This window comes from Ferrimicrobium sp. (assembly GCF_027319265.1).
Classification (GTDB): Bacteria; Actinomycetota; Acidimicrobiia; order Acidimicrobiales; family Acidimicrobiaceae; genus Ferrimicrobium.
Genome location: NZ_DAHVNP010000065.1, coordinates 24,662 through 50,059 on the forward strand (window position 1 = coordinate 24,662; position 25,398 = coordinate 50,059).

Here is a 25,398-nt window from a genome sequence, read left to right on the forward strand (position 1 = left end):
CTCACTTTTTGGGAAACAACATACAGAGCATAGCGGGTCCAGCTAGCCAACTCTCAGGAGAGGTTATCTCCATGGAAAAGCTCGGAGACCGATCCATCCTCAAAAACGGCGGCAATTGCGTCGGCGATCACCTTCGCGATAGAGACAACTTCGATCTTATCGACCAGACGATCACCACTCAATGGCAGCGTGTTGGTGACGATCACCCGAGAGATGCTCGAATCGGTCAACCTTTTAATCGCAGGGCCCGAGAGGATGGGATGGGTCGCCATCACCCAGACGTCACTCGCACCCCGGCTGAGCAACAGATCAGCAGCGGCCGTCACCGTCCCCGCGGTGTCGATCATGTCGTCAACAATGACACAACACTTGTCCGCGACATCACCAACGACGTTGAGGGCATTGACCACGTTTGCCATACCCTTTGGTCGACTCTTATGCACAACCGCAAGACCTGCCTGTAGCTTCTGGGCGTAGCGTTCGGCAACCTTAACCCGTCCAGCGTCCGGTGCGACGATCACGAGGTCGCCAACGTCCTGGGCCCGCAGGTAATCGGTCAGCACCTGGGTGGCGGTGAGGTGATCGACCGGCCCGTCAAAAAATCCCTGGATCTGCCCTGAGTGCAGATCGACGGAGATGATGCGATCCGCACCCGCAGCCTTGAAGAGGTCGGCCACCAACTTCGCGGTGATCGGTTCGCGACCAGAGGCCTTCCGGTCCTGACGTGAGTACCCATAGTAGGGACAGACCGCTGTGATGCGTTTTGCCGAGGCACGCTTGGCCGCGTCGACCATGATGAGCTGCTCAAAGATCGAGTCATTCACCGGGCCCGCATGCGTCTGGAGCAAGAAGATGTCCTTCCCTCGCACCGACTGATCGAACCGAGAGTAGATCTCACCGTCGGAGAACTCGCGCAACGTCAGCTCGCCTAGTTTCACCTGCAAATGGTCAGCAACTTCGCGAGCCAGCTCAGGATGAGCTCGACCCGAGAAGAGTTCGAGCCGCTTCCTTGGGACCAACTCCATGTAAAGCTCCTTCCCTAGTTGCACCGACAATCGCGCAATCCCAACCCATAGTACTCGCTCCACGATGCAGCCAGCCGGTCGCCTGGCCCGGCGAGGTTCCCGGACGTGCTCCTCACGCACTCGCATCGACCGCACACCGCCGCAACCGTCCCAACGTGAGCACACCGATGTCTGATATCGACCCATCGGCCGCGCAGCTGATCTCTCCGCTGACGTTACTTCAAAAGAGAGAAGGGCTCTACCACCGCGTAATCTGCTACCGTGGCCCCCTCCCGGATCGACACATAGGGACCAGCCTGCACCGACGCACCGATGACCGCCCCAGCGGCATCAACCCTAACCAACCTACTCCCGTCACCGACCTCGGTGTCGAGGAGACTCGATTCGGGACCGATCTCCGCCGAGTGGCCGATTCTCGTGCGGCCAAGCAACAGCGTGTTGGGCCAGATCGTACTCCCCCGACCGATCTTGACCTCGGCGTCGATCGTGATGGTCTCCGGTCGTACCATCATCACACCCGCTTTGAGGTGTCGAGCAAGGATTCGCTCTCGCATGATCTCCTCTGCCTCAACGAGCTGTGGTAAGTCGTTCACCCCTTGGGTCTCATGTGCATCAGCCACCGGCATGACTCCCACCTGATAGCCAGCCTGGGCGAGCAGGCCGATCGTGTCCGTAAGGTAGTACTCTCGCTGTGAGTTCGACGGGGCAAGGCGTCGAATGGCAACCGGCAGCACGGCTAAGTCAAAAAGGTAAATCCCCGTGTTCACCTCACGGATTTCGACCTCGTCACCGACAAGGTCGCGGTCCTCCACAATCCCACTAACCGCGCCTTTCGCTGTACGGACGATACGTCCATACCCAGCTGGGTCAGGCACCTCCATGGTGAGAATCGTCACCGCATTACCAGCCTGGGCATGGGTTTTGGCGAGCTCACGCAGCGTGGCCGAACGCACGAGCGGAGTGTCCGAAGGGAGTATCACTACCTCAGAACCCGATCCTCCCACCCCGGGCAGCAGATCCGGCAATCTCGAGAGGCCCGCTGACACGGCATCGCCGGTGCCACGCTGCTCGGGCTGACGCACCGTGACGATCTCCGCGGCACTGGGTGTGGATCCGCGCAACTCTCGTTCCACAAGGTCGGCCTGGTGACCGACCACCACGACGACACGTTCGAGACCATCAACACCAAGCACCGCTCGCATCACATGTCCCAACATGGAGACTCCACAGAGCTTCATAAGCGGCTTTGGCCTCTCGGATGCCATTCGCGTTCCTTTGCCAGCGGCAAGGACCATCGCATAACGAAGCGACACTATACCCTCCTCTCCCTTCCAAGATTACTTGCTCATGCGTTGAAAGACGTAAGTGGTCACACTAAAGGGCTGACTAAGCGTCGCGACGATGGAGCCAGTCACCGTAGGGTTCGCCACCGGTCGCAGGCTGGCCGTGAAGGAGGTCTCCACGCTGTATTTGGGTACCATCCGTGGGGATCCGTTCGGAAACTCAAGAATGAAGGGGATCGGGGGCGATCCCTCCGGCGAACGATTGATGGCGACCACCACCTCCAGATCACCCTCGCGCGCGGCCAACGCCTTGATACGAGAATCGGAGGTCGCCACCTGGTACAGTTGGGCCCCCGGGCGGAGATAACGCGAGAAGTTCGCCAACACCCAGTAGCGTTTGGTCAAATAGAGGTGGTAATCGCCAATGGCACCTCCATTGAGGTCGAAGTAGATCAGACCATCGTTGCGACCCAGGGCGTTGATATCGCCAAAGCAGGTCGGGTCCGATGCGGGATCGCACCCGAGATCTGGAGAGAGTGCCAACCACCAATCAAAGGCTGAAGCTCCCGCCACCATCAGGTCGTTATAGATGGTGTCGGCGAGCCAGATGCCTGAGATCATCGTGGGATCGTACTGATAGGCAAACCCATTGGGAGTATGGCAGCAGATCTCACTCGCCCAAACCTGGTGATGAAGATGGTGAGCCAACAGGTACACCTCATGAAGGGTCGTGGCATCAGGGTAGTCGTACCCATGAAAAGTCAGCGCAGCGACCGCCTTGGAGGCCCCAGGATAACTGAGCCACTTCGACGTGTTGGCAAGGAAGCCGTTCGCGACAAAAGCGGACTCGTCGGCGATCACGTGACACCACGGAGCGAAACGTCGCAGGTCAGCAGCGAGCGCCACCACCAGTGGGCCACGCTCATCAATCGGAACCGCCATCCCCTCTTGGTGGCAGGACGCCTGAGAACCAACTGGCTCATTCATGGGTGAGACATAGGAGAGTTTGATGCCGAAATGAGAACGGATCCCTTGGACGGTCTCGGCCAGCTCGAGCGCATAGGCGGGTATCGCTGATGCCATGAGGGTTCCCCCGCAACTCTGATGGTTGGAGGTAAAGGCAGGTGGTGCGGCATTGACGAAACCAACCAGGTCGTGAACCCCTGCGTTGGCGGCTTGGCGCAGGAAATAGACTGCCTGGCTGTCGGTGCCGAAGTTGAAGGTCCCATTGGGTTGGTACCAGGTAGGCGGTGCCTTCCACCAGGTGGTGACGCCAACCCCACCCCCACCGATATTGAAGCGAAACTGCGAGAGCGCCAAGCCATGCGCACCATAGAGCAGCTGGCCGATGCGCCGTCGATCACGGGGTCCCAGCGCATAGGCAGGATCGGACCACCACGCACCCGAGGCGCCGATGCCGACCAGCCGGTGCGAGGGGCTCGAGGCGACAGCACCCACCACAGTAGCCTGACGCGGTTGATCTAATGAGACCGCCGTCACGGGCGCCAGCGTAACGCCAGCATCGAGTACGAGGACTACAGCTACGACGAGGGAGGCGAGGAAAGCCCCCGCCAACCCCAACCTTCGTCCTAGCGAGCGTCCCTCAGTTGATCGACGTGTGGGCACAGTTGACCATGGCTCGCCAGTTCAAGGACGATCGGCACGCACGTGATCGCGCATCGCGCAACGACCGTGCGTCACCGCGCACGGCTCCACACGGATGGTGCACGACGCCCCTCCGTGCAAAGATGGACTGACCCAGCTCACCAAGGGCCCGCGTACCGGTGCATGCGTGTTGATCCATCACGATCACAACCTACCCGCGGCCAGACAGTGCCAAGGGGCCCCCGCAGGAGACTCTCACGAACCTCTCAGGTCTTGGTGTCACCAGGGAGGCACGCGATCCTTCATGCGAGTTCCCCAGCGAGGCCAAGGTTCGAGAGCAGGAACCTGGTGCGGCTCTTGGCCACCCGGCTAAGACTTGCCACGTCGGCCGGAGCGTGCCGGCTCGCCGGCAATACCACGAGTTCGATATCCTTCGAAAGCTCGTTGGCACGCCCGAGCAGTGAGGCGGTGTGACCAAAATGGACATTCTCGTCCATCATGCCGTGGATAATCATGAGTTTTCCGCGGAGTCCCTCCAGTTCATCAAGGACCGATGAGCGCTCATAGCCCGTCGCATTCTCGATTGGGTCCCCAAGATAGCGCTCGGTGTAGGCGGTGTCATACCAGCGAAAATCCACCACCGGTGCGCCCGCAACACCGACGCCAAACACCTCTGGCGCTCGCGTCAGCGCGAGCAGAGTCATGTAGCCTCCATAGCTCCAGCCATAGATTCCTACCCGTTCAGGGTCAAGCCGGTAACGGCGTTGGCAGTACTCCACGCCCCGCAGTTGATCCTCCAGTTCGATCTGGCCAAAGCGACCGCGCAGGTGCGCCTCAAAGTCCAGGCCCCGGCCATAGCTTCCACGATTGTCGAGTTTGACCACCACCGCACCCTGTTGAGCAAGGTACTGTGCCTGAAGATCCATGGTCAGGCCAAAGTGATCCACCACCAGCTGAGCGTGTGGTCCGCCGTACACGGACACGATCAGTGGTGCTCCCTCACGCCGCTGTGGAGGAGGAAGATACACCGCCCCATACAAGGTCTCACCGGTCGCCGATGTGAGTTCGATCATCTCTGGTTCCACCAGCGCAAAAGGTACCGAAGTCGACCGAATCGATACCTCCTCGCCAGGGGTATCAAGCATCGCGACCGGAGAGCGGTCGCGAGAGGAAGCGTTCACATAGGTGCTACGACCATCGGGTGCTAGGACTCCTGTCGCGGCCCCATACCCAACGGCTACTCGCTCGAAATGCTGCGACACGAGGTCAACCCGATAGATCCACTCTTGGGTTGGTGTAGCTCCGGTGGCGACCACCAGTGCCGTGGTGCCCTCAACGCCGAGGAGCTCGCGAATGACGACCGCTCCGATCTGTGTGCGAGTACCATCTGGCTGGAGGCGAATGAGATGGCGTTGACCCTCCTTGGCCTCCGACGTCGTCACAAGATCACCACCGGCCGCGAACTCTCGTTCTGGGAGATTGATCCACGGGTCACCGTGCTCGACGTCGAGCTCGGCGAGCGATCCATCGCTTGGCCGGTACACCCAACGGGTGAGGCGGTCCTGGGCTCGATTGATGGAAGCGATCACCACTCGATCCCGGTCGAGCCACACCACATTGGCTAGATAGCTCTGGTCATCAAAACTCTTGATCACCGTTCTGTTACGCGTCTCGAGATCGAAGAGACAGAGCACGACGGAGGCATTGGTCGCTCCTACCATCGGATAACGGAAGCGCTCCACCATATTCGGGTGGACATCGGTGCGCACGATCAGGTGCTCCGCCACCTTGGACTCGTCGATCTCCGTGTAGACCAGCATGCGCCCCTGCGGATCGAGCCAGAGCCCGTTCATCCGGCCAAGCTCCTCCTGAGCCACGTACTCGGCCAAGCCAACCGACATGCCATCCCCCGCTGCCACCACGAGACGCTCCCGCCGGCCGTCCCCAAAAACTACGACGAGTTCGGTTCCCGTCGTCGCAACGAAACAGTCGTCACCACATCGTTGGAGATGTTGGAGACCGGTGAAGTCGTATCCGCTGATCGCAGCACCATCGGGTAAGCCAACAAGCTGGAACGTACCACCGATGTTGACCAGCGCACGTTCATCGTCAAGGATCTGAAAGCCGCCGACGCCACCAAGGGTCTGTCGTAATCGTTGTTTACGCAACTCCTCTTCGAGCGTCTCAGCCTCGTGAGCCTCCCCCCCACCTGGGGCGGCAACGACGAGGTGTTCTTTCTTGTTGGCGATGTCAAAACGAAAAAGACCAAGACGATCACCGGTGTGCGGCGCAAGGTAATACAGATCGGTTCCGCGAGGGGTAAAGGCGACCTGACTCGGCAGCGTCATGCCGGGAATGGGTCGCAGGGCGAGGTCGGAGAGTCTCAATGGTGATGACGATTGCATAGACCAACCCTAGCGTGCACCTGAATGAGGGGCTCAACTCGTTACGAGTTGGGCCCCTCACCGGCCATCTCTACGCAAAGCGCGTGCCGCCAATCAGAGCTTGGTGTAGTCCGATGTCGGTCGCGCCAACGTAGTGGGCTCGAAGGCGTTCGGCACCGGATAGGTGCCCAAGATAAAGTTGAGAATCGCTGAGTGCTGCATCTCGACTGGCTCGATGCTCGCTGCGGTCCGAATCGCGATGGGTTGGGCGAGGACTCCGATCGCCGAGAGATAGGTCTCCCCGGCGATATTCTCAATCTCTAGCGCCAGCTTTGCGAGATCAACGGTATTCGTTACCGAGGCAAAGTCCTTGTTCACCACTGGCGTGAGTACCGGATCCGTTGCCGTCACCGCCGACTTGCCAGCGGAACGCAGAATCGCATTCCATGCAGCTCCATGTTCCTTGTGCTGGGCGCGCGCCGTCTCGGCGAAGACCACCACCGCAGGAGGTACTGCACCTAACTTGCCCGCCTTGGCGGCGTTGATACCTGCCGTATAGGCATAGACCCCAAGGTTCTCGAGGCTCGCCGCTAAGGCAGCCACATGAAGATCGGTCAGCGTGGAGGCAGATAGCTCAGGAGCGCTGGAAGAGGAGGAGACCTTCGTCGCCGAGGAACTCGAACCACAGGCCGCAAGCAGCGCACCTGCGCCGACGGTAGCACCCACTCCGAGGAGAAAGGTACGTCGATTGAGACGAGAACGAGCCTCGACCTGTGATCGCTCTTGGGCGACCTCCTCGGCCCAATCCTTGGCACCCTCCTGGAGCGCTGGCAGGCTCACGTCGTGGTGAATCTCGTCAAGTTCAACGATCTTTGCATTGAGTTCAGCCTCACTGATCTCCATGGTGGCTCCCTTTCTGTTCCTTTGATTCTCTCGATTGCGGTGTATCACTTGACAGCTCCTTCCATGAGAGGACGAGCGTTAACGGTTGGGTAAAAGGCGTCGGGGAAGCCGATGGAGCCGGCAGCAGCGGGTAGTGCAGCCGCGTTGGGTGGCAACGCAATCAGCTGTGGAGCATTGCCCTTCAGCAACGCCTGCACAGCGAGCAGGATCGCGGCATGTTGTGCCTCAACACCCATCACCGACGCCGTCAAGGTGCGCGCACTCGACGAGGTGATCACCCCTGTCGCCTTCACATAGGTCTCTGCTGCAGCTTGCTCGAGCTCCAGCGCCAAGGCAACCACACCCTCAGGACCAGTGATTTTGGCCACCGCCGCCTTCACGACGGGAACGAGCGCGGGATCCGCACTGTTTTGCGGGGTTCCGCCAAGCGACTTGACGGCGGCGTTGAAGGCGCTCAGATGCTGCATGTGCTGGGCCATAGTGGTCTCGGCAAAGGCCTTGATCACGCCGTTGGCACTACTTCCACCGATATAGGGGAGCGTGAGTGCGGTCTTGTAGGTGTTGATGGCCAAGACCTCGATCGAGGCGTTGCTCTGGAGAATCTGGACATCAGTCGGGGTCGAGGCAAACGCTGGTGTCGACTCAAGGCTAAAGAGCGCCGCCCCAAAGCCTGCCGCCGCAAGAGCCCCTGCACCGAAGAGTCCAGTGCGCAACATACTTCGGCGTTCCTCGGCAACAGCCTCAGCCTCATAGGGATCGAGTTCCCCACGGCTGCGTAACTCCTGTCCGAGTTCGACGGTCTCTGCGAGACCCTGGTGAGCCTGTGCCATGGAATCCGACTGCAGATCAGATGATTGTTCGATAAGTTCATTCAATGGACGTGGATCAAAGGCTTCTTTGGTCACTATTTTCTCCTTTTGTGAGACGATTTCTAGAACGAATAGCGTTACAATTGCTGCGTATCTAAGGCACCTCCCTACTTCACAACAACAAGAGTTCCGGTCATAAACTGATGAATAAGACATAGAAATGGATACGTACCTGGCTTGTTATGGATAATGAAATGCACGGTGTGCCCCGGTGGGATCACCCCAGTATTGAAGCTACGATTGTCGGCAGTAAAGGTGTGCCCAACCGAATCCTCATTGTGGATGATGATCTCCTCACCTTGGTGGACGACCACTTCATCGGGGATAAATTGGAAATTACTGATCACAATGGTGGCCGACTTCCCCGATGCAGATGGACCAGGATGCAGATTCGATGCACCGACACTTGCAGCACTCGAACCGCAAGCCGCAAGGACTAACCCTCCCAAGAGTAGGACGATTGCACCGAAGATCATTACTCGAAGTTGTCTCATGTTAGAACTTCGAGACCACCACAATATCTGGATTGTAAAGAGGACGAATTAATTGCCCTACTGAGGTGATCTCAGCGAACGGCCCTCGGCGCGCGATGGGTCATCTGAGCATGGTGCAAGCGATGGTCCGCAAGAAGCCAGGCTCCATCAAGAGCCAGCGATGATGGCCAGGATCGCGACGAGGGCACTCATCCAGGCGACCTGGCGAGAGAGCCGACTCGCCCCACGCAGCGCCCGAACATCAGGTGGGGACCCCCCGAGGAACCGAGGTGTGCTGACCGCTCGGCCTCGATAGTGATTCACCCCTCCCAGATCGACACCGAGTGTGCCGGCGAAGGCCGCCTCAATCAGCCCCGCGTTCAGCGAGGGGTGTTGGGGAGCCAGTGTGATCAGGCGGCTGATGCGCCGACGTTGTTCACCATGAGCGCCAAGCCAGCTGACGATGACACCAAGAATCGCTGCAGGCGTCACCGCTAGGTCATCAACTTTTGCCGAGAAGTAGCCAAAGTTCTGGTAACGACGGTTCTGATGACCCACCATCGCATCGAGTGTGTTACTACTGCGAAAAGCCAGGGCACCGCTTAGGCCACCAACCGCGTACCACCACAGTGGACCTAGGACCGCATCCGTGGTGTTCTCAGCGAGCGACTCGATCGCTGCCCGAGCGATCTCCTCTACGCCAAGCCCAGCGGTGTCGCGACCAACAAGGTTTCCTAATCGTAGTCGTGCGCCGGACAGATCCCCCGCCTCGAGCAGCGCCGCAAGCGCCTCAGCCTCACGGACCAGCGATCGTCCCCCAAGGGTCAGCCACAGCCCAAGCGCCTCGACGATGCGTCCTCCTGACCAAAGGAGCGGAGGTAACACCAATGAAGGGACGAGCGCCAAGCTCCACAACGCCGCTCCGCTAGCCCTCGAGTCCGCATAGACGTGTCCCTCGAGCCTATCGACACCGATCCCAAACCAGCGGACCGGGTGCCACCGATTCGCAGGGTCACCGAGGAGTTCGTCGAGCACCATCGCGCCGAGAACGACGAGCGCCGAGGGTCGTCGGTAGCGAGATCTAGCCATGCACCCGTATCACCGCCGCCGCGAGGAGCATGCCCGATTCAGCGACCAGACCCACCGCACCGACCACATCACCGGTGATCCCCCCAAGGCGCCGAACGGCAAAGGCAAGAACACCAAACCCGCACCCCACACCGAACACGATCGCAACCACCACCAGGGTCGTGGCGAGTAACGCCATGACAACGATGGCGATGAGCGCCTCAGCGATGAGCGCCCAGATGATCGAGCGCCGCCGCTGGCTCGCAAAGACCTGCGCCATGGAACTCTCCTTAGCGAGTGGAAACCACATCATGGCGAGCGCCATCAACGCACGACTGAGCACAAAAAACCCGATCACAAAGGCAGGAAAGGTCATCGATGACCAGGCGGCGACCCGCACCAGGACCACTACCATGAGCGCCACCACGGCAAAAGCACCTACCGTCGGCTCATCCATGATGGCGAGGCGCCGTTCCCTCGTTACAAAGCCGGCAAGGCCATCGGCGGTATCGGCTACGGCATCGTAGTGTAGCCCTCTCGTCAGCGCCGCATCGACGATGAGCGCCACCACCGCGCCGACCAGCGTTGAACCGGATCGATCGCCAAGCCAGAACCCCACAAAGGCCACACTACCGACGATCAACCCCGTCAGCGGGATCACCACAAGACTGGCTGCGTTGAGCGAGCCTCCGAGAGGCAACAGGGTCATGAAGGCGATAGCCCCCCGTGCTCCTTGGAGCACACGACCCATCACAATCGACCTACAGCGAGGGAACTACTCATGCCCACGGTACCCATCGAGCGCAAGCGGAATCCCTGCCACGACCAGAAAGACACGTGCTGCCTCGCGCGCAAGTGCTTGATTCATCGACCCTAGCGCATCGACAAAGCAACGGCCAGCGGCGGTCATGGGATGGACGGCCAACCCTACCTCCTCGGAGACGATCACCAGCGGCATGCGTCGCACTCGCAGGGTGGCCACGAGTTGCTGCGTCAATATCGCGAGTTCCTGCGCGTCACAGACGTCCAAACGCGATAACCAGGTGCCGATAGAATCGAGCAGCACTGGATGATCATCAAAGGCCAGCAGACGCACTAGATCACGGGGTTCCTCGAGCTCAAGCACGGAGAATCGGGGTCCTCGGCGCCGTTGATGAATCGCGACACGCTCGCTGAACTCTGCATCTGAAGATGCCGCTAGGGTGGCGATGTAGTGCACCGCCGGCTTATCATCGAGGAGCGACTCGGCAAAGGCTGATTTACCGGAGCGCGTACCGCCAAGCACCAAGGTCGTTGGGCTCATCATTGCCTCCTTTGGACGGGGACGATAATGGTTGCAAAGTACCCCACGACGTCTGGAGCTTCACTAAGCGCGAGAACCTGTACGCGCTCAGTTCCCAACTCCATCCCTACCATAGTTCCCTCCAGCCGGCCAGCTCGGATGATCATGGCCCGGATAGCCGCGAAGTTGGCGGACAGCTTGTAGAGGACAAGCACAGACTCCCGGTCCTCAAGCAAGCGTGCAACATGATCGAGTCCCCCAGTCGCTGGCACCAAATGGAGACGTTCGTCGTTGTCAACCAGGTTGGTCGTCGTCAGACTCGCCAACTGGCCAAAGGCGGGGATCCCCGGGATCACTTCCACTACGATTGGCACCTGCTCATGGTGAAGCGACGCCACAAAGAGCGAGAACGTCGAGTAGATGAGTGGATCACCAAGCGTAACAAAGGCAACCGTCGTATTCATGAGCCTTGGGCGCAGATCACGGATCAATGTGCGCGTGACATCCTCCCGCTGTGCGATGCCGGTGGTGCCACCCGTCATCGGCATCGGCACCGAGACCACCTCTCGATCGGGCAACAGATCACGGACGATCCTTTCCGCACGGCCGATCGTTCGGGGCTGGCTCGAAGGAGCGAGAATGAGTTGGGCACTGGTGATGGCCTGCAGCGCCGCGAGCGTCACCAATCCAGGGTCACCCGGTCCGAGCCCCACCCCATAGATCTTCGTCATTCGTCCTGCGTCCACCACCGCAGTTTAGAACCTGCCCGAGACTTCACGGAGATGCAGTGTCGCTGACGTGCGAACCCAATCCGTTGCATCCCCACTCCGTCCATCCCTCCAGTCGGCAAGTGCGCGGGTGAGCAGAGCAAAATTCGGTGTTCCAAGCCCCGTCGCCAGGCTGAAGCGGCCACCCGCCAGGAATCGACCTGGGTGGAGATGCCGAAAATCGTTACCTCCCCGGCGCACCGGGAGGAAGACCCGACCATGATTGGAAAGGCGATAGAGCCAAGGGTTGATGAGTCCGAGTCTTGCGGAGGCATGGGCCTCGACCTCGGCGAGACCAGCTGCGAAGACGGATGCCGCCAGGCTCGTACCCCCCAACAAGGTCCATCCGCCTCTCGGTACATCGATCTCTCCACCAACCGCTATCATCGCGACATCGGGAACAAGCCGGCAACCCGCCCTGAGATGACAGAGTTGGTGGACTCCTCTTACACCAGCGTAGACACCGTGCTGGTAGGGCGGCTCGACAAAGACCCGAGAGAGCCCCCCACCGCTCGCGCCAGCGTAAGTCTGATCATTCCACACCCAAGGTCGAGCGGCGGGGCCTAGTGGGGTGGCAAACTGCTCGCCACCGACCGCAGTCACCATCGGCTGCGAGGCAGGATCGTCGACCGAGAGCCCATCTCCACCCCTCGTGGCGAGACAATCCGATGACCCATCATCACCACTCGCCGCCACTACCGTCTGTCCCTGCAGTGTGGCCTGTGCAAAGGCCAGCTCTTCGATCGTGAGCTGTTGGGGTGGGGTATCGCTCTCGCAGGATCCCCACGTGGTCAGAAGAATGCTGGCGCGGTCCTGACTCACCATGCGCAGGTACAACGCATCAGCATCACCAGCACTCGCGGTATAGACCAGCAGATGTGCCCCAGGAGCGTAGGCGATCAACGTCTCGATGTCAAGTGCCATCTCCTCAAGGTGCGCATAGCTGGTGTTGTCGGAGCCGCCATCGACTGCAACGGTCGCTAGATGTACTGGTTCTCCCAGACAGCGGGCGAAGCGAGCGATACTCTGATCCAACGAGGGTGTCACGCTCCCAAACTCGGCGATCCCGACGGTGACCGGGTGCGGTAGTCGTGCCCGCGACAGGTGATAATACTTCGCAACTACCGCTGGCGAAAAGCCACCGCTCGGCGTGTTCTTTTGACTGAGTCCAGAACAGGTGAGCGATCTGTTCGCTCGCACACCTTTGGGGGTCACCGGGAAGTAACCATTGGCAAAGAGGCCAGTGACCCCATCGACAAGGTCATCGATCGCTTCGGGCAGCTTGGGGTAGGCGTCGGCGACAACGACACTCCTACCCCCCGAAAGATGTACTTGGTCAAAGGCGACCCCGAGGGCAGCTGATGCATCGGCTACCGTACCCGCGACGGGCATCACCAAACCACCAGCCCAAGGAGCTCCCGTCACCAAGCCGTAGTCCTGGAAGTAGTCACTGACAAGGTCTTGCTTGGCCGGTGTCGGAGCATAGCGCTGACCAAATTGCGCAGGGGTAAGGTAGCTTCCTGGTGGCTGCTGCGAGCGGAGCCAGGCAGCGGCGAAGAGCTGACGTTGATCCCGCGGTTTGAGTACGACGTCGAACTGTACCGTCATCGTCCCAGAAGCTCCCCGTTGGTTGATCAATTCCATCGCAGGATGTGCATGGGGAAGGAGGATGAAGCCGATGCCGAGCAAGGAGGCAAGAAAGAACCGCACGCAAGCCGTGACCGGCCCGCCCTTGGCCTGTTTCCTCTGCATCATCATCTAACTCGATGCCTTCCTTTAAGCCTCTGGGGCACAGCTGCGTCGGTACCCGGCCATACACTACAGAGCAAGGAGGTTAGTATGGTCTACCTAGCGGTGCTCCTGGCGGTTGTGGTCGGATTGCTTCTTGGCTACCTCATTGGTCGCCGAGGGCAGGGTGAGAGTTCCACCCTAATGAATGAGTGCCGAGATCTACGCGAGCAGATGTCGGTGAATTCCACCGAGCTTGGTGAAGCACAACAGACGATCGCACGGCTCGAAGAACGACTCAGCGCCACGGCCCTCGCGAAAGAAGAGCTTGACCGATCTATCGAGTACGCCCACAGCCTGCTGGCAGCGAGGGTCTCAACGACCATGCAGGGCTACACCGAAGAGCTTGCGACGCGAGCAGAGAAGACCTTCTCCGCCACGGCAAAGACCTCTTTTGAGCACCTTGTTCAGCCGGTCGATGAGGAACTCAAGCGTCTCAATACCGAGCTGCGCGATCTCCAGGACAATCGGCGGGAACAGTTCGGGGCGCTTGGCAAGTCACTCGAGGATCTCATGACGATCCATCTCCCACAGCTCAGGGCGCAGACCGACAGTTTGGTCAAGGCGCTACGCCAGCCGACGGTGCGCGGAGGATGGGGTGAGGTGCAACTTCGTCGGGTCATCGAACTCGCCGGCATGACTCGATACTGTGACTTCGAAGAACAACCAACCCTCAGCGATGACACCGGACGCAGTCGTCCCGATGTGGTCATCCACCTACCAGGGAACCGGTCCATCGCGGTCGATGCGAAAGCACCCCTTGATGCGTTTCTCCGGATGACAGAGGCCGAAACCGACGAAGAACGTCTCACGTTACGTGCGGCACATGCCCATCAACTCCAGGTGATGGTGCACGATCTTGCCTCCCGTCGCTACGGGGAGCGACTACATAACAGCCTTGACTTCGTCGTCCTCTTCCTCCCGGGTGAGGCCTTCCTCAGTGAAGCACTTGCCGCACAACCGTCCCTACTTGAGGAGGCTTTTACGCAATCGGTGATCATCGCATCACCGACCACCCTGCTGCCACTGCTGAAGGCCGTTGCTTTTGGCTGGCGATCGGAGGCACTCGAAGAAAATGCGGCACAGATCGCTGCGATCGGTCGCGATCTCTACCAACGCTTAGGCACCTTCCGAGATCACCTTGCCAGAATGGGTGGGGGGCTCGCCTCGGCCGTGAAGGCCTACAATGACGGCGTCGGCTCCCTCGATCGTCGGGTTCTACCCTCAGCGAGACGCTTTCTCGACCATGGGGTCGAGGGGAGAGAGGGTGAGCTCGAAGAGCTCGATACTGTTAGCGATTCTCTGCGCCTCGTCGACCCAGCCGTCATCCCTGTAGAGCATCCCAAGTCCTAGGGAGTTCCTTATTACCAGGGCACCTAACTCGTGCTCACCGACGTCACAACCCTTCCTTTTCACTTTGAGATGTTCCTGCGACACCGCTAAAGTAGGTCTATGACTGACGAATTTTGGTTGACATATCTGCGTGCACACTCGCGTCGGGCGACGCGAATGCTCCACTATTTTGGTTCGGCACTAGCGATCGTCGTCCTCGCGCGGGCGCGGCGGCCACGCGAACTCTTCGCCGTGCCCATCGCCGGTTATGTCCCTGCCTGGTTTGCCCATTTCTTCATCGAACACAATAGACCAGAGACGTTTGCGCACCCTTTTGCATCACTGCTGGCGGACTACCGGATGCTCGCTCTCGCGATGGCCGGACGCCTCGGTCCTCACCTTGCGCGAGCTCGCAATGAGCTCACCCCCGACGAGTGAGCGCGACAAACGCGCCATCCATGGGAGGTGGCCTCCTCAACAGGGATCTCCTGGTCTCTGTCCTTGCAACCAGCATGGCGTCGATCCCCGCATTCCTCGTCGGTGCTCTCGCGGTCGAGATCCGTCAGTCTTTTTCGGTGACCACCGCCGAGCTCGGCCTCGCCGTCACGAGTTATTATCTCGGCGCAGCCCTCTGGGCGGTACCCTCTGGTCGAGTAGCCGAACGTATGGGAGGGGTGCGGGTCCTGAAGCTCACCCCTGTCATTGGAGGCATCCTCCTCGCTGCGATCGCACTCTTGTCCTCCTCCTGGTGGCTACTCGCCCTCCTCCTTTTCCCCTGCGGGATGGTCAGCGCCGCCACCGCCACCGCCTCGAACCTCTTCTTGGCAAGGCGAGGTAAACCCGGCAAGCAGGGTGCCACCTTTGGTATCAAGCAAGCAGCGGTTCCCTTTGCCTCCTTACTCGGCGGTCTCGCTGTTCCGGCACTTGCGCTTACCGTGGGTTGGCGCTGGGCCTTTGGACTCGCCGCCATTCTCTCCATCACCACGGCGATCTTGGTGCCACGGCCCTCGCAGCCACGATCCAACGTTGCGAGGCATGGCACAAGAGCACTGCCAGCGATCGATAAACTGCCGATCACCTTGCTTGCCATTGGTATCGGACTTGGGGTTTTCAGCGCATCCGGCATGGCTGCCTTTCTGGTCTCTGGTACTGTCCATGCGGGTATCTCCAAAAGTGCCGCCGGCTTCATCGCCGCACTCGCCGGAGCCACGACCGTAGTGGTGCGCATCACCAGTGGCTTGCTCGCTGATCGTCGCGACTCCTCCCATTTCTCGGTCATCGCCATCATGATGCTCATCGGTGCCGTTGGTTATGCAAGCCTCGCGCTTGGACAACACCTAGGGCTGGCCGTGCTCCTCGTACCCGGTGCGGTCATTGCTCTTGGTGTCGGCTGGGGATGGAACGGACTCTTTAACTTCGCTGTGATCGACAAACATCGTGCAACCCCAGCCAGAGCGACGGGTATGACCCAGTTAGGAGGTCGACTCGGCGGAATGCTGGGTCCAACCATCATCGGTCTCGGTATCGATCACTTCAGCTACAGTGCGGGATGGTTGCTTGCAGCGACCACCTGTGGCTTAGCCGCAGTAGCTGTCGTGGCCGGAAGTCACCTACTGGAACAACGAACGGCCACGTGATAGCGAGTGGCCAAGCACCCCCTACGAGGCTAGGCCATCCAGTCGCGCCAACTGCTCCACTGTGAGCTCGATCTCCGCTGCGGCGATATTCTCCTCGACGTGGGCCACACTGGAGGTTCCAGGTATCGGTAGCATCACCGGTGATTTTGCGAGCAGCCAGGCCAATGCGACCTGTGCTGGGCTTACACCGAGCTCGCGTGCCACCTCACCGAGTGCACCGTCACCTTGCGCAAGTGCCCCTGTCTGAATCGGGAACCAGGGGATGAACGCGATACCCGATGCTTCACAGTACTGAAGAACCTCCTCAGACTGGCGATTGGCCACGTTATAGAGGTTTTGAACCGAATCAATTGTGGCGTAGGTCCGCGCCTCCTCAATCTGGGCTACCGTGACCTCCGATAGGCCAATCCTATCCACCTTGCCCTCTGCTTGAAGTTCCGCCAAGAGCCCGACCTGGTCTGCCAAGGGGACATCGGGATCAACGCGATGGAGTTGGAAAAGATCCAACCGATCAACACCAAGTCGGCGAAGACTCATCTCCGCCTCCTGTCGAAGGTAGGCTGGACGACCCACCGGCACCCAGACACCCGGTCCGGTACGTACGAGACCCGCCTTCGTTGCGATGGCCAGCGCCTCTGGGTACGGATATAGCGCCTCATGGATGAGCTCTTCACTGACATAGGGTCCATAAGAATCTGCCGTGTCGATCAGCGTCACCCCGAGTTCGACTGCTCGGCGCAGCACCTGCTTCGCCTCCGCTGGATCCCGAGGGGGTCCCCAGACTCCAGGACCTGTGATCTGCATCGCGCCGTAGCCAAGCCTTCCTACTCGCAATGTTTCACCGATCGCAAACTCTCCACCAGTAAAATCTGTCATCAACACCTCTTCGTTTGCTATCATCAGGTTCTCCGCCAAGGACAGTTCGCTGCCAATGGCCTAGAAAACTATTTGCATCTACAACCATTATCCTAGTCGTGCGTTCCCGATCCTCGGATGGGATACCTCCTTCACCTCAGCCCGGCGAAGATGTGCCCTCTCGGCAGCCCTTCCTCGTGGGCTTGATACCCTCGTTCCACACGCCCAGCCACCCAGAGAGGCAACGATCGCCCAACCAACTCCCACTGAATCCGACCAGCATCAAGGGAACCATTCTCACCGTCGGCCCCGTCGTGAAACTGGCTTGCTACCGTACTGCGCTGTGGAGGCGTGCTTGGCACCTCCGCTACCCATTTGTCGATCCGGCGGTAATCAAATATTCAAGCAAGTCCACCACGATCGACCGCCAAGAACGTTGCGGTACTATTAACCAGCGCAGTGACGTCGTTTTTCACCCAAAAACGTGAAGATCGATAGACCACAACATCTTTTTTGGGAACCTGATAACCTCTAGGCCATATCGCTGGCTATAATCGTGACGTGCATTCTCTCACTGACACAATCGAGTCAGAATTCGTCAACATCTCGTCCGACTTGCCAGACTTGCCAAAGGAGTTTGTTGCATGGTTGGCCCGCTGGGCTTGGTTGATCGTCGCAATCGTGGGGGTCCTTTACCTCTTCGACGCCCTGGGCTTCTTAACCTTGGCAAACGACTTTGGGTTTGTAGGGTTCTTTGGTGGTGTGAGTTTCACCTTTTCGCTCTACCTTGCCGCGGCGCTCACCGCTGTTTATGGCGTGTGGTACCTAGTAGCCGTTCCCGGTTTACGTGAGCACCGACGCCGTGGGTGGCAGTTGTTATTTTATGCATCCCTAATCCAGGTCGCGATGGTTATCATCGTCGTGGTATTGACCGGCTTGGGTAACATCTGGTCCCTCTTGGAGGTGCTTGTCGTCTGGTATCTCCTCTTTCAGATTAGGCCGGCCTTTGTTGCAGCCAACGAAGCTGAATAGACAAACCTCCGAGATCCGTCGCGGGAATTCCATCATAGATATCGATATCACACCTGCATCATCGCGACATGACGGCGCTACCAGGTCTGAACCGACTATGCTTGATCCTCTAGAAAACCATGGTCGGAACGTCTGCAAGTCACCGCATGGTGTGCGAATGCTTGCGACAAACATGAGAAGGCAATAGGAGGAGTCTGCGGTGGGAGGATGGATGACTACCAATATTCGAGGTATCCCATCGGGAGACGGGAACATGCAACACCGATTTCATCGGTCTAAGCATCTGGTTGCAGCTCTCAGCCTTTTGGGCATTACGTCTCTGCTACTAGGCGCCTGCGGCTCCTCCTCTGGGGTCTCGGTATCAACCCCGAACGGCACCGCAAAGGTCAGTACCAACTCAAGCGGATCGAAAGTGACATTCAAGACATCCAAGGGTAGCGAGGTGATCGGGGCCACCTCTAGCCTTCCCTCCGGTTTTCCTTCCGGAATCCCATTACCACCCCATATCAAGTTGGTTGGGAGCATCGCCACTACCGTCTCGGGGGGTCAGCATTACGAGTTAACATACTCCTTTACAGGCAGTTTCCGATCTGAGCTATCAAGCTATGCGTCCGAACTTCATGCTGCCAACTACTCCGATAAATCGAGCTACTCTTACAATGGTGGAGCTGTCCAAAATTGGTCATCAGCAAGCTGGAACATTACGATCCTTGGATCAAGTGGGAGCAGTGGGACCAAGAACTCCTTGATCGTGACGGTTACCAAACCAAGTTAGCAGACACCACCACCCTCTCCAAAGGCATAGCGAGGAACAACCCTCAGCCTTTTAGGTACGAGTTCAGCATCGCTTTCCTGGAAAGTAATCATGTAACACCCAACTACTCGCCAAGCTCAGACCCATCGAATAGCGAGCACGTAATAGAGCTGCAACCCCTGCTCAAACAACGGGGTTATTTGGCACCATGGTACCACGTGCCCGCGATTATTAAGTTGGGTTAACGACGTGCACTCCGACACCCCAGTCATAATACAGAATCGTCTCATAGACCTGATAGGGGTGACCCTCTTGAACACAATACTCAGTGAGTTGAAGTTCCCGCGAGCGATGATCTGGATCCATCCAGAGACTGAAAGCGATCGAATCGATGATCTGTTGAGCCGGGCTAACGAGCGTCGTGGTGGCTTGCTGTTCCATCAATTACACCCCTTGGCTGTCTAAAGTAGCACTCACCCCTATGGTGACGTGACCACGGATAAACTTGCCCGGCACTCCATGAACGTTGACCAAATAGGGAAGCAGCTTACTGAGCGGAAAGGGATCCTCAGGATGGACAGTACCCTCATGCCACCCACCACCTGGCGGATTAGACTCATCCCAGTAACGACTGCCGATGGCGATGAAGTGTCCCAGCACCGTCACCGCGTTCGCACCACTGAGGCCACTCACCGTTGAATGCGTCGTACCCACAAGCTCCCGGTTCAAAGGATCAGTAGTCATGGTCGTCACCGAGTCGATGTTGCCGAGAGAATCCGTGATGGTAATGTTCATGTGAACCGGCTCTGCTCCCACGACGACTCCAGCACGATCGAGCAAAGAGGCTCCTTGGCCAGTGCTTGTGCTAGCACCCTTCGCTTCTGCTGTTTTCACTCCAGAGGTCGCTTTGGGCAGAGCAGCGTGCTTAACAGATTCTGCGTGCTCGACACCAGAGGCCGCGAGCAAGAAGGGCAGCAACCCAAGCACCAGCCAAACGGAGCGAAATCGCCGACGATGGAAATCCACTATGCCTCAATCAACACACTATGTCCAGAATACACCCAGAGCAATATAACTTATCAACAAGTGTTTGTGCTTGCACCGTCGAGATTATATGCTCGAGTCTTCAGATGTTGGCACCTGATTGTCGTGACCGTTAGCAGCGATCAGCGACAAACGAGCAACGTATCCTTGATCATCCCACGATGAGAAGTATGGCGAGCACACAACCGCTCAAAATAGATGCGATCAGGCTCGACTCCCGATCACCATACCTATCCGGCTCCATCCCATTCGTCCAATCCGGTGTCCTAACTCTCGCCAGTACAGAACTCTTGCGTCACTCCCCGAGATGGACAACCTCAACCGTCAATAACGATACCAAACTCTTGAGCGAGATGAGACCGGCCAGATTGCGTCACCTTCACGACTCGGCGATCGCCACGGGTAATCCATCCAAGATCGAGAAGACGTAGGAGCAGTGCACTTCCCAGTGCGCCAGCGAGGTGTGGACGCTGTTCACTCCAGTCCAGACAGTAGCGGGTTAATGGACGCCTCGAGGGACTAACGAGTTGGACACCGAGTTCTAGCAGACGTGATCTGCCCCCATCGGTGAGGAGGTAGTCAAAAGATCGTCCCGCTCCGAGGATGGGATCCGACTCCCTGGTTCGCTTGCTCTGGCTGGCCACAAGAACTCCGTCACGAACAAGCGCCTCCAAGAGCGCCACACCCAGGCGCCCGGCGAGGTGGTCGTAGCAGGTTCGAGCCTCACGAATCGCCCTTGCGTGCGTGTCTTGGCGCAGGGATCGGATCGGGCGATAGGGGGCAAGACAGGCGAGTGCCTCAAGCGCTTGTGCGACCTCGCTACGAGAGAGACGGAAGTAACGATGACGCCCTGAGGCCTCAACGCTAATCAATCCCCCGCCGACAAGCCGAGCCAGGTGAGCCGATATCGTAGAGACGCTCACGCCAGCCTCTGCGGCTAGCGTGCTCGCGGCCAAGGCTCTCCCATCGAGCAGCGCCATGAGCACCGCTGCACGAGCGGGTTCTCCGATCAAGGCAGCCACAACCCCTATGTCACTGTCACCAAGCGCTGGTGTGTTCGTCGTCACCCGTCCACTCTATTCTCACGGTACTTCGGGGCGTCGCGAGGGCTCCGATGGTAGTGCTGAAGGTGTGGCCGGAGGTCGACCGGAGTATGGGACCTTGGGAAGCGGCGCCATCCAGGGATTCGCCCTGGACCGTCGGCGGCTACCTGTGTTGGGTACTTCATGGTCATCCTTGACACGATGGCGGTCCAGTTCGCGCGTGCACGACTATCGTACATACCTCCACTCAACCACCAGTGGATCGCCGACTCCTACAACGCGGTCCCTGGTGTCGTGCTGCTCTCGGGAGAATGCGAGGAATTCGACATTTCGCGAGTGGGTATGACGATCTTTGTTCTCGAATCTGCCCTTCCCAGAGTTGTACCAGCCCTGGGTCTTTTAGTTGCCGCGCGATCCATCCAGGGGATCGGCGCTGCCTTCGCTGCGCTATGGTGGCACCTCTTCCCAGGATTGTCCCCCATCGCAAGCAGTCGGAGGCGAGCCCATCTTCGCTTTGATCTCTTGCCAGGGTACCGCAACCCTCCCAGACATCCGAGCAATCGCCAGTGCCACGCCGGGACTGACACCGGTGACACGCTACCACTATCTGTCGAGACATAGATGGGCAGCACCTTGGCCTATCCCGACCGAGACGGGCAGGGCAGACACGTCCTGAGCCTGCGTCGGGTACAACAGTGACGGTCACCGATCAATATCCAGAGAGAAGCGCTCTGAGCTCGGCTAGTACGCTTGGACCACCAGGAGCACTTACGCGGCGCGGGTCATTGGGCATTCTTCCCCACAGAAGGAGTAACCTTGCTGCTGTGTCGGCCACAATCGTCGGATCGGAGTCGTCGTCCCCAAAGACCAACTGACGGCCATTAAAATCCTGGCTGACCACAACGCTAGGCGCATCTAGTGTTCCAACGATGAGCGAACCCGCCGGTTTTGTCCATTGAACGGTCTGATCAACGAGTACCGTCCCGAGTACCGTGACCGCATGTGCGGTGAGCTCCGGCTGCGAGAGGAGCGTAAAGCCAATCTCATCATCGCCTCGCAGATCCCATCGATGCAGCGCCAACTCGCTACGCAGATGGGTAACAAAGGTAGCGACTACCATTGATCGACCGTTCCAGGGGACCACTGCATCAGGATCCTCGACGAGAATGGCATGAAGGACCCGAGAGACGCGTTCCAACGAGGCGAGCAACTCGTTGCGCAACCGCTGATCTGCGATCTCCCGGTACGGCGCCTCACGCTCCTCAAACGATCGGGTCACTGGGATCGGCAGGCCTTCAAGTGCAGCCTCGAGATTCAATGAGATCTCAATTGCTCCCGCCGTTAAGTGAGCTACGAGTTCATGGGTTCGCCAGAGCTCACAGGCGGTAAGCGCTTCCGGCGGTGTGTTCTCTAGAGTCTCCAAAAATGCCTCCTGTTCGGGGAAGAGATTGTGAGTCGTGATAGGGTTGATGGGGCTGTGATGGCTAGGAGAGTGTGTCATGCAAACGAGGTTAGCTTCGGGGTGCTTCGGGCTGCGACGAAGTATCAATGCTTGCGTTGTAGATCCCTCTTAACCGGTCTACCGACGGTGAGGAACAGTGGTAGCGGTAACGAACACCCATCCGGCCGTCCAACAAGTCGCAACTGACCGTATCTCATCGCAGCGTCATGGTGCATCTTCGACCGGTCGAGCTCCAAGTGGTGTGCCTCCACAATCCAGAACCGTTGGGCTGATGAACGGACAAATCTCGGCCCAGCGATAGTCGAGTCAAATGCCTAGGCGACGAGTACCGTCGCGGCCATCCCTCCACTGCGAAGATGACATGAGCAACCAAGGACGATGCGAGCATAGACCCGCCACCCACCGAGTCGAGGTGCAATCCTTCATCCGCTTCGACTACGGACAGACTCCTCAAGCCGCACATCACAAGACCCAACCCACCCCAGCGGATGGACGATCCATGATCTTAAGGGGAGACAAGGCCCCAGTGACCACCTCCATTGGTGGTCCCAACGAATGCACTACAGCCGGAGTCACAGCTAGTCGCCTGGAGCCAGCCGGTCGTGGAGGAGACAAAAACCGCTGTAAACCCTCGGTGGAAAAAGGAGGGGATCGGTACGCGCACCACCGAACCCGTCACACGGCTCACCCGAACAAGAAACGAAAACGAAGGCGTGGCGTAGGGGCTGAGCGTAGCCCAAACAACCCCAGACGAGGCGTAATCGATCGCATCGATATCGTTCGCACCAACACTGATATTTGTCCAGCTCCGCCCGCCGTTACCGCTATAGGCAAGATAATCACTCCTACCTGGCGAGCCAGCGCCTGTGCCGAACCCCACCCGCTGCGTTGCGCCAATCCAAAGACTCTGCGCGGAAAGTGGGTACATGGCCAGCGGAATCGTGGAGTCGAGGTGCAAGTCGATCCCACGCGCACTGGTGGCGATCGACGAGAGATACACGGGACCAGGACCAGCGTTGGAACTCGCCTCCGTGGCGAGTCCGCTGCCGGCCGCCACAACCGAGGAGACCGTCCTAGAGATAGCCAGGGGAAACGGGATGCTTCGCTCATCACCCGCTCGGTCGAGGGCGAAGAGCTGCAGAGAGCCGTCGGACTTTTGCAAGGTGATAAGAAGGGAGCGTTTCGTCGTCATTCCGATCACTTGAGCATCCGGGGACCTCAGTAAGGTCTGGAGGGTTGGAGAACTCCACTTCGTCACACCAACCATCACGACGTGTTGACCCTGTTGGTTCACACCGACTGTACCGAGGCGACCCTGGGCATTGAAGACCGCGCTTGCCATGAGCGCGGGATAGGAGCGTCTCCACCCACTCTTATCGCTGTATTGGTAGATCCCCCGCCCAGAAACTGCGATGACCGCGCCATCTGAGAGTCTCCGAAAGTTATTGAACTCGACCCGCTGAGTTCCGAACCAAGCCGGCTGTCGTTCGACAAAGTTTGGCGTGGGTTTAGTGGCGAGAAGCGGCGGCGTCGGGTCAAAATTGGCTCCTGGGCTTGCCTGGAAACCAACGATCGTACTTTGACCAACGACTTGAAGGCTACTGGGCTGAAGACTGCCAGCGGGCGGCTGAGGAGCAGCCAAGCCTCGAACCTCCCTCTGGAAGGTGGATGTTCCTTCCTTCCGGACAAAGTAGGCTGGCGCTCCTCCCCCGCCACTCTCTACCATGAGATAGGAATCACCGCTAGTGAAGTCAAAGAGAACCCGGTCCGGGTAAGAGATGGGGAGCGTCCCGATCGCATGCCAGCTATGTCCACCGTCAGTGGTCTCATCGACGACGGTTGCTGTCGGTGTGCCGAGCACCACATAACCATGGGTGGAGGTCACCAAACCCAACCCCACGATGCTACCCTGGCGCGAGAAGTTATGGAGGAGTCGAAAGTGGTCTCCACCATCGACCGCAGCGTACACACTACCGCTTGACTCGGAGGCCACCATTCCGTCATGCCGATTGAGAAAATCGATGAGATCGACCGATCCCGAGAGGCGCGCGAGTTGAGAAAACTTGCCCCGTTGGTACCTTAAGAGGACCGGGTTACCTCCATCACTCGACGCAGAGGAGAGATACACCGACCCTGACGGGGTGATCGAGCTCTGCAATATCTCTAGAGGGAGGGTCGCATTGGTCCCGGCCGCCTTGCTTCGGGTAGTTCCGGCAGCATGCGAACTGACAGACCCACAACCCGCCAAGAGCATCGTGGTCGCGATAAACGCTATTGCTCCTCGCATCAGCCATAGTGGAGCTTGTCGGCCCATCAGTTACCTACTTCACGAAACAGAGTGCACGCACCCAACCTAGCTCAGCACCACGTCTCTCATGCTTGCAACCCGCTCGTTCAACACAGATTCCCCAAGAACCTCCCCCACCTCGCAAGAACTTGTGCCCTCACGTGCCAATCTGGCGCAACCCTTCGATCGCTTGGCAACGCCCTAAGGCAGCCTCCATTCTGAGCGACAATGCCACCACTGCAGCGGTTGGGATATCCACCATGCTCCTCACGAGTGCACGCGCAAGATACGTGACCGCATAATCTGCGCTTGTGATTTTGAACCTCCCATACCCAACACGTATGCGAAGATAACCCGGGTTAGCCCCAATACCACTTAGTTAAGGTCCGAGCCCACTGCCAGCGGCATGGCGCCTCTGTGGTGAAGTGCGTGAGGGACCAGTGATGACGATTGTGTCGCGTGGATGAACTTGTAGGTGAGCAGGATTGCGCTGATGGGCACGTTT

The 25,398-nt window shown here is 58.8% G+C and carries 22 protein-coding genes; 4 read left to right on the forward strand and 18 right to left on the reverse strand.

The window, feature by feature from the left end:
- Window positions 1–53: 53 nt before the first annotated feature.
- From M7439_RS09560 to M7439_RS09615, 12 genes are all read right to left on the reverse strand, one after another.
- Entirely contained in the window at window positions 54–1,025 is a 972-nt protein-coding gene (locus M7439_RS09560; RefSeq protein ID WP_298343720.1) for a ribose-phosphate diphosphokinase, read from the reverse strand.
- A 215-nt stretch (window positions 1,026–1,240) separates the two neighbouring features.
- Window positions 1,241–2,338, reverse strand: coding sequence for an NTP transferase domain-containing protein (locus M7439_RS09565; protein ID WP_298343723.1), 1,098 nt, complete (start codon window positions 2,336–2,338; stop codon window positions 1,241–1,243).
- Window positions 2,339–2,362: 24 nt separating this feature from the next.
- Window positions 2,363–3,883 (reverse strand): glycoside hydrolase, encoded by a 1,521-nt coding sequence (locus M7439_RS09570; RefSeq protein WP_298343726.1) that lies wholly within the window; start codon window positions 3,881–3,883, stop codon window positions 2,363–2,365.
- Window positions 3,884–4,215: 332 nt separating this feature from the next.
- Window positions 4,216–6,318: a prolyl oligopeptidase family serine peptidase gene (locus M7439_RS09575; protein WP_298343730.1), complete on the reverse strand. Its 2,103-nt coding sequence runs from the start codon at window positions 6,316–6,318 to the stop codon at window positions 4,216–4,218.
- A gap of 93 nt (window positions 6,319–6,411) precedes the next feature.
- Window positions 6,412–7,200, reverse strand: a complete 789-nt coding sequence (locus M7439_RS09580; RefSeq protein WP_298343733.1) for a ferritin-like domain-containing protein — start codon at window positions 7,198–7,200, stop codon at window positions 6,412–6,414.
- Window positions 7,201–7,244: 44 nt separating this feature from the next.
- Entirely contained in the window at window positions 7,245–8,105 is an 861-nt protein-coding gene (locus M7439_RS09585) for a ferritin-like domain-containing protein (RefSeq protein ID WP_298343735.1), read from the reverse strand.
- Window positions 8,106–8,176: 71 nt separating this feature from the next.
- Window positions 8,177–8,563 (reverse strand): cupredoxin domain-containing protein, encoded by a 387-nt coding sequence (locus tag M7439_RS09590; protein ID WP_298343737.1) that lies wholly within the window; start codon window positions 8,561–8,563, stop codon window positions 8,177–8,179.
- Between the two features lie 147 nt (window positions 8,564–8,710).
- Window positions 8,711–9,631 (reverse strand): CobD/CbiB family cobalamin biosynthesis protein, encoded by a 921-nt coding sequence (locus tag M7439_RS09595; protein WP_298343740.1) that lies wholly within the window; start codon window positions 9,629–9,631, stop codon window positions 8,711–8,713.
- On the reverse strand, window positions 9,624–10,361 hold the full coding sequence (locus M7439_RS09600; protein WP_298343743.1) for an adenosylcobinamide-GDP ribazoletransferase: 738 nt from the start codon (window positions 10,359–10,361) through the stop codon (window positions 9,624–9,626). The genes M7439_RS09595 and M7439_RS09600 overlap by 8 nt, the downstream gene beginning before the upstream one ends.
- Before the next feature lie 24 nt (window positions 10,362–10,385).
- Window positions 10,386–10,916, reverse strand: a complete 531-nt coding sequence (locus tag M7439_RS09605; RefSeq protein WP_308464476.1) for a bifunctional adenosylcobinamide kinase/adenosylcobinamide-phosphate guanylyltransferase — start codon at window positions 10,914–10,916, stop codon at window positions 10,386–10,388.
- Entirely contained in the window at window positions 10,913–11,623 is a 711-nt protein-coding gene (locus M7439_RS09610) for a precorrin-2 C(20)-methyltransferase (protein ID WP_298343750.1), read from the reverse strand. The genes M7439_RS09605 and M7439_RS09610 overlap by 4 nt, the downstream gene beginning before the upstream one ends.
- A gap of 24 nt (window positions 11,624–11,647) precedes the next feature.
- Window positions 11,648–13,417, reverse strand: a complete 1,770-nt coding sequence (locus tag M7439_RS09615) for a S53 family peptidase (protein ID WP_308464477.1) — start codon at window positions 13,415–13,417, stop codon at window positions 11,648–11,650.
- 81 nt (window positions 13,418–13,498) lie between these two features.
- Between M7439_RS09615 and rmuC the strand changes: the two genes are divergently transcribed.
- From rmuC to M7439_RS09630, 3 genes are all read left to right on the forward strand, one after another.
- Complete coding sequence (gene rmuC, locus M7439_RS09620; protein WP_298343756.1) at window positions 13,499–14,800, forward strand: DNA recombination protein RmuC; 1,302 nt, start codon at window positions 13,499–13,501, stop codon at window positions 14,798–14,800.
- A 99-nt stretch (window positions 14,801–14,899) separates the two neighbouring features.
- Window positions 14,900–15,217 (forward strand): DUF962 domain-containing protein, encoded by a 318-nt coding sequence (locus M7439_RS09625; protein ID WP_298343759.1) that lies wholly within the window; start codon window positions 14,900–14,902, stop codon window positions 15,215–15,217.
- 20 nt (window positions 15,218–15,237) lie between these two features.
- A complete protein-coding gene (locus M7439_RS09630; protein ID WP_298343761.1) occupies window positions 15,238–16,416 on the forward strand; it encodes an MFS transporter in 1,179 nt (392 codons plus the stop codon).
- 21 nt (window positions 16,417–16,437) lie between these two features.
- Here the strand turns inward: M7439_RS09630 and M7439_RS09635 are convergent, their stop codons facing one another.
- Window positions 16,438–17,292 carry an aldo/keto reductase gene (locus M7439_RS09635; RefSeq protein ID WP_298343764.1) on the reverse strand — a complete coding sequence of 285 codons (855 nt, stop codon included), beginning with the start codon at window positions 17,290–17,292 and terminating at the stop codon, window positions 16,438–16,440.
- Window positions 17,293–17,895: 603 nt separating this feature from the next.
- Here M7439_RS09635 and M7439_RS09640 point away from each other — a divergent pair.
- Window positions 17,896–18,303 carry a hypothetical protein gene (locus M7439_RS09640; protein ID WP_298343767.1) on the forward strand — a complete coding sequence of 136 codons (408 nt, stop codon included), beginning with the start codon at window positions 17,896–17,898 and terminating at the stop codon, window positions 18,301–18,303.
- Between the two features lie 985 nt (window positions 18,304–19,288).
- Here the strand turns inward: M7439_RS09640 and M7439_RS09645 are convergent.
- The 5 genes from M7439_RS09645 to M7439_RS09665 all read right to left on the reverse strand — a co-directional run bounded on the left by M7439_RS09645 (window position 19,289) and on the right by M7439_RS09665 (window position 24,920).
- Window positions 19,289–19,498, reverse strand: a complete 210-nt coding sequence (locus tag M7439_RS09645) for a hypothetical protein (RefSeq protein WP_298343770.1) — start codon at window positions 19,496–19,498, stop codon at window positions 19,289–19,291.
- Between the two features lie 3 nt (window positions 19,499–19,501).
- Window positions 19,502–19,897 carry a hypothetical protein gene (locus M7439_RS09650; protein ID WP_308464478.1) on the reverse strand — a complete coding sequence of 132 codons (396 nt, stop codon included), beginning with the start codon at window positions 19,895–19,897 and terminating at the stop codon, window positions 19,502–19,504.
- Between the two features lie 521 nt (window positions 19,898–20,418).
- On the reverse strand, window positions 20,419–21,168 hold the full coding sequence (locus M7439_RS09655; protein WP_298343776.1) for a helix-turn-helix transcriptional regulator: 750 nt from the start codon (window positions 21,166–21,168) through the stop codon (window positions 20,419–20,421).
- A gap of 685 nt (window positions 21,169–21,853) precedes the next feature.
- On the reverse strand, window positions 21,854–22,567 hold the full coding sequence (locus M7439_RS09660; protein ID WP_298343783.1) for a maleylpyruvate isomerase N-terminal domain-containing protein: 714 nt from the start codon (window positions 22,565–22,567) through the stop codon (window positions 21,854–21,856).
- Between the two features lie 544 nt (window positions 22,568–23,111).
- Window positions 23,112–24,920 (reverse strand): hypothetical protein, encoded by a 1,809-nt coding sequence (locus M7439_RS09665; RefSeq protein WP_298343786.1) that lies wholly within the window; start codon window positions 24,918–24,920, stop codon window positions 23,112–23,114.
- Between the last annotated feature and the right edge of the window lie 478 nt (window positions 24,921–25,398).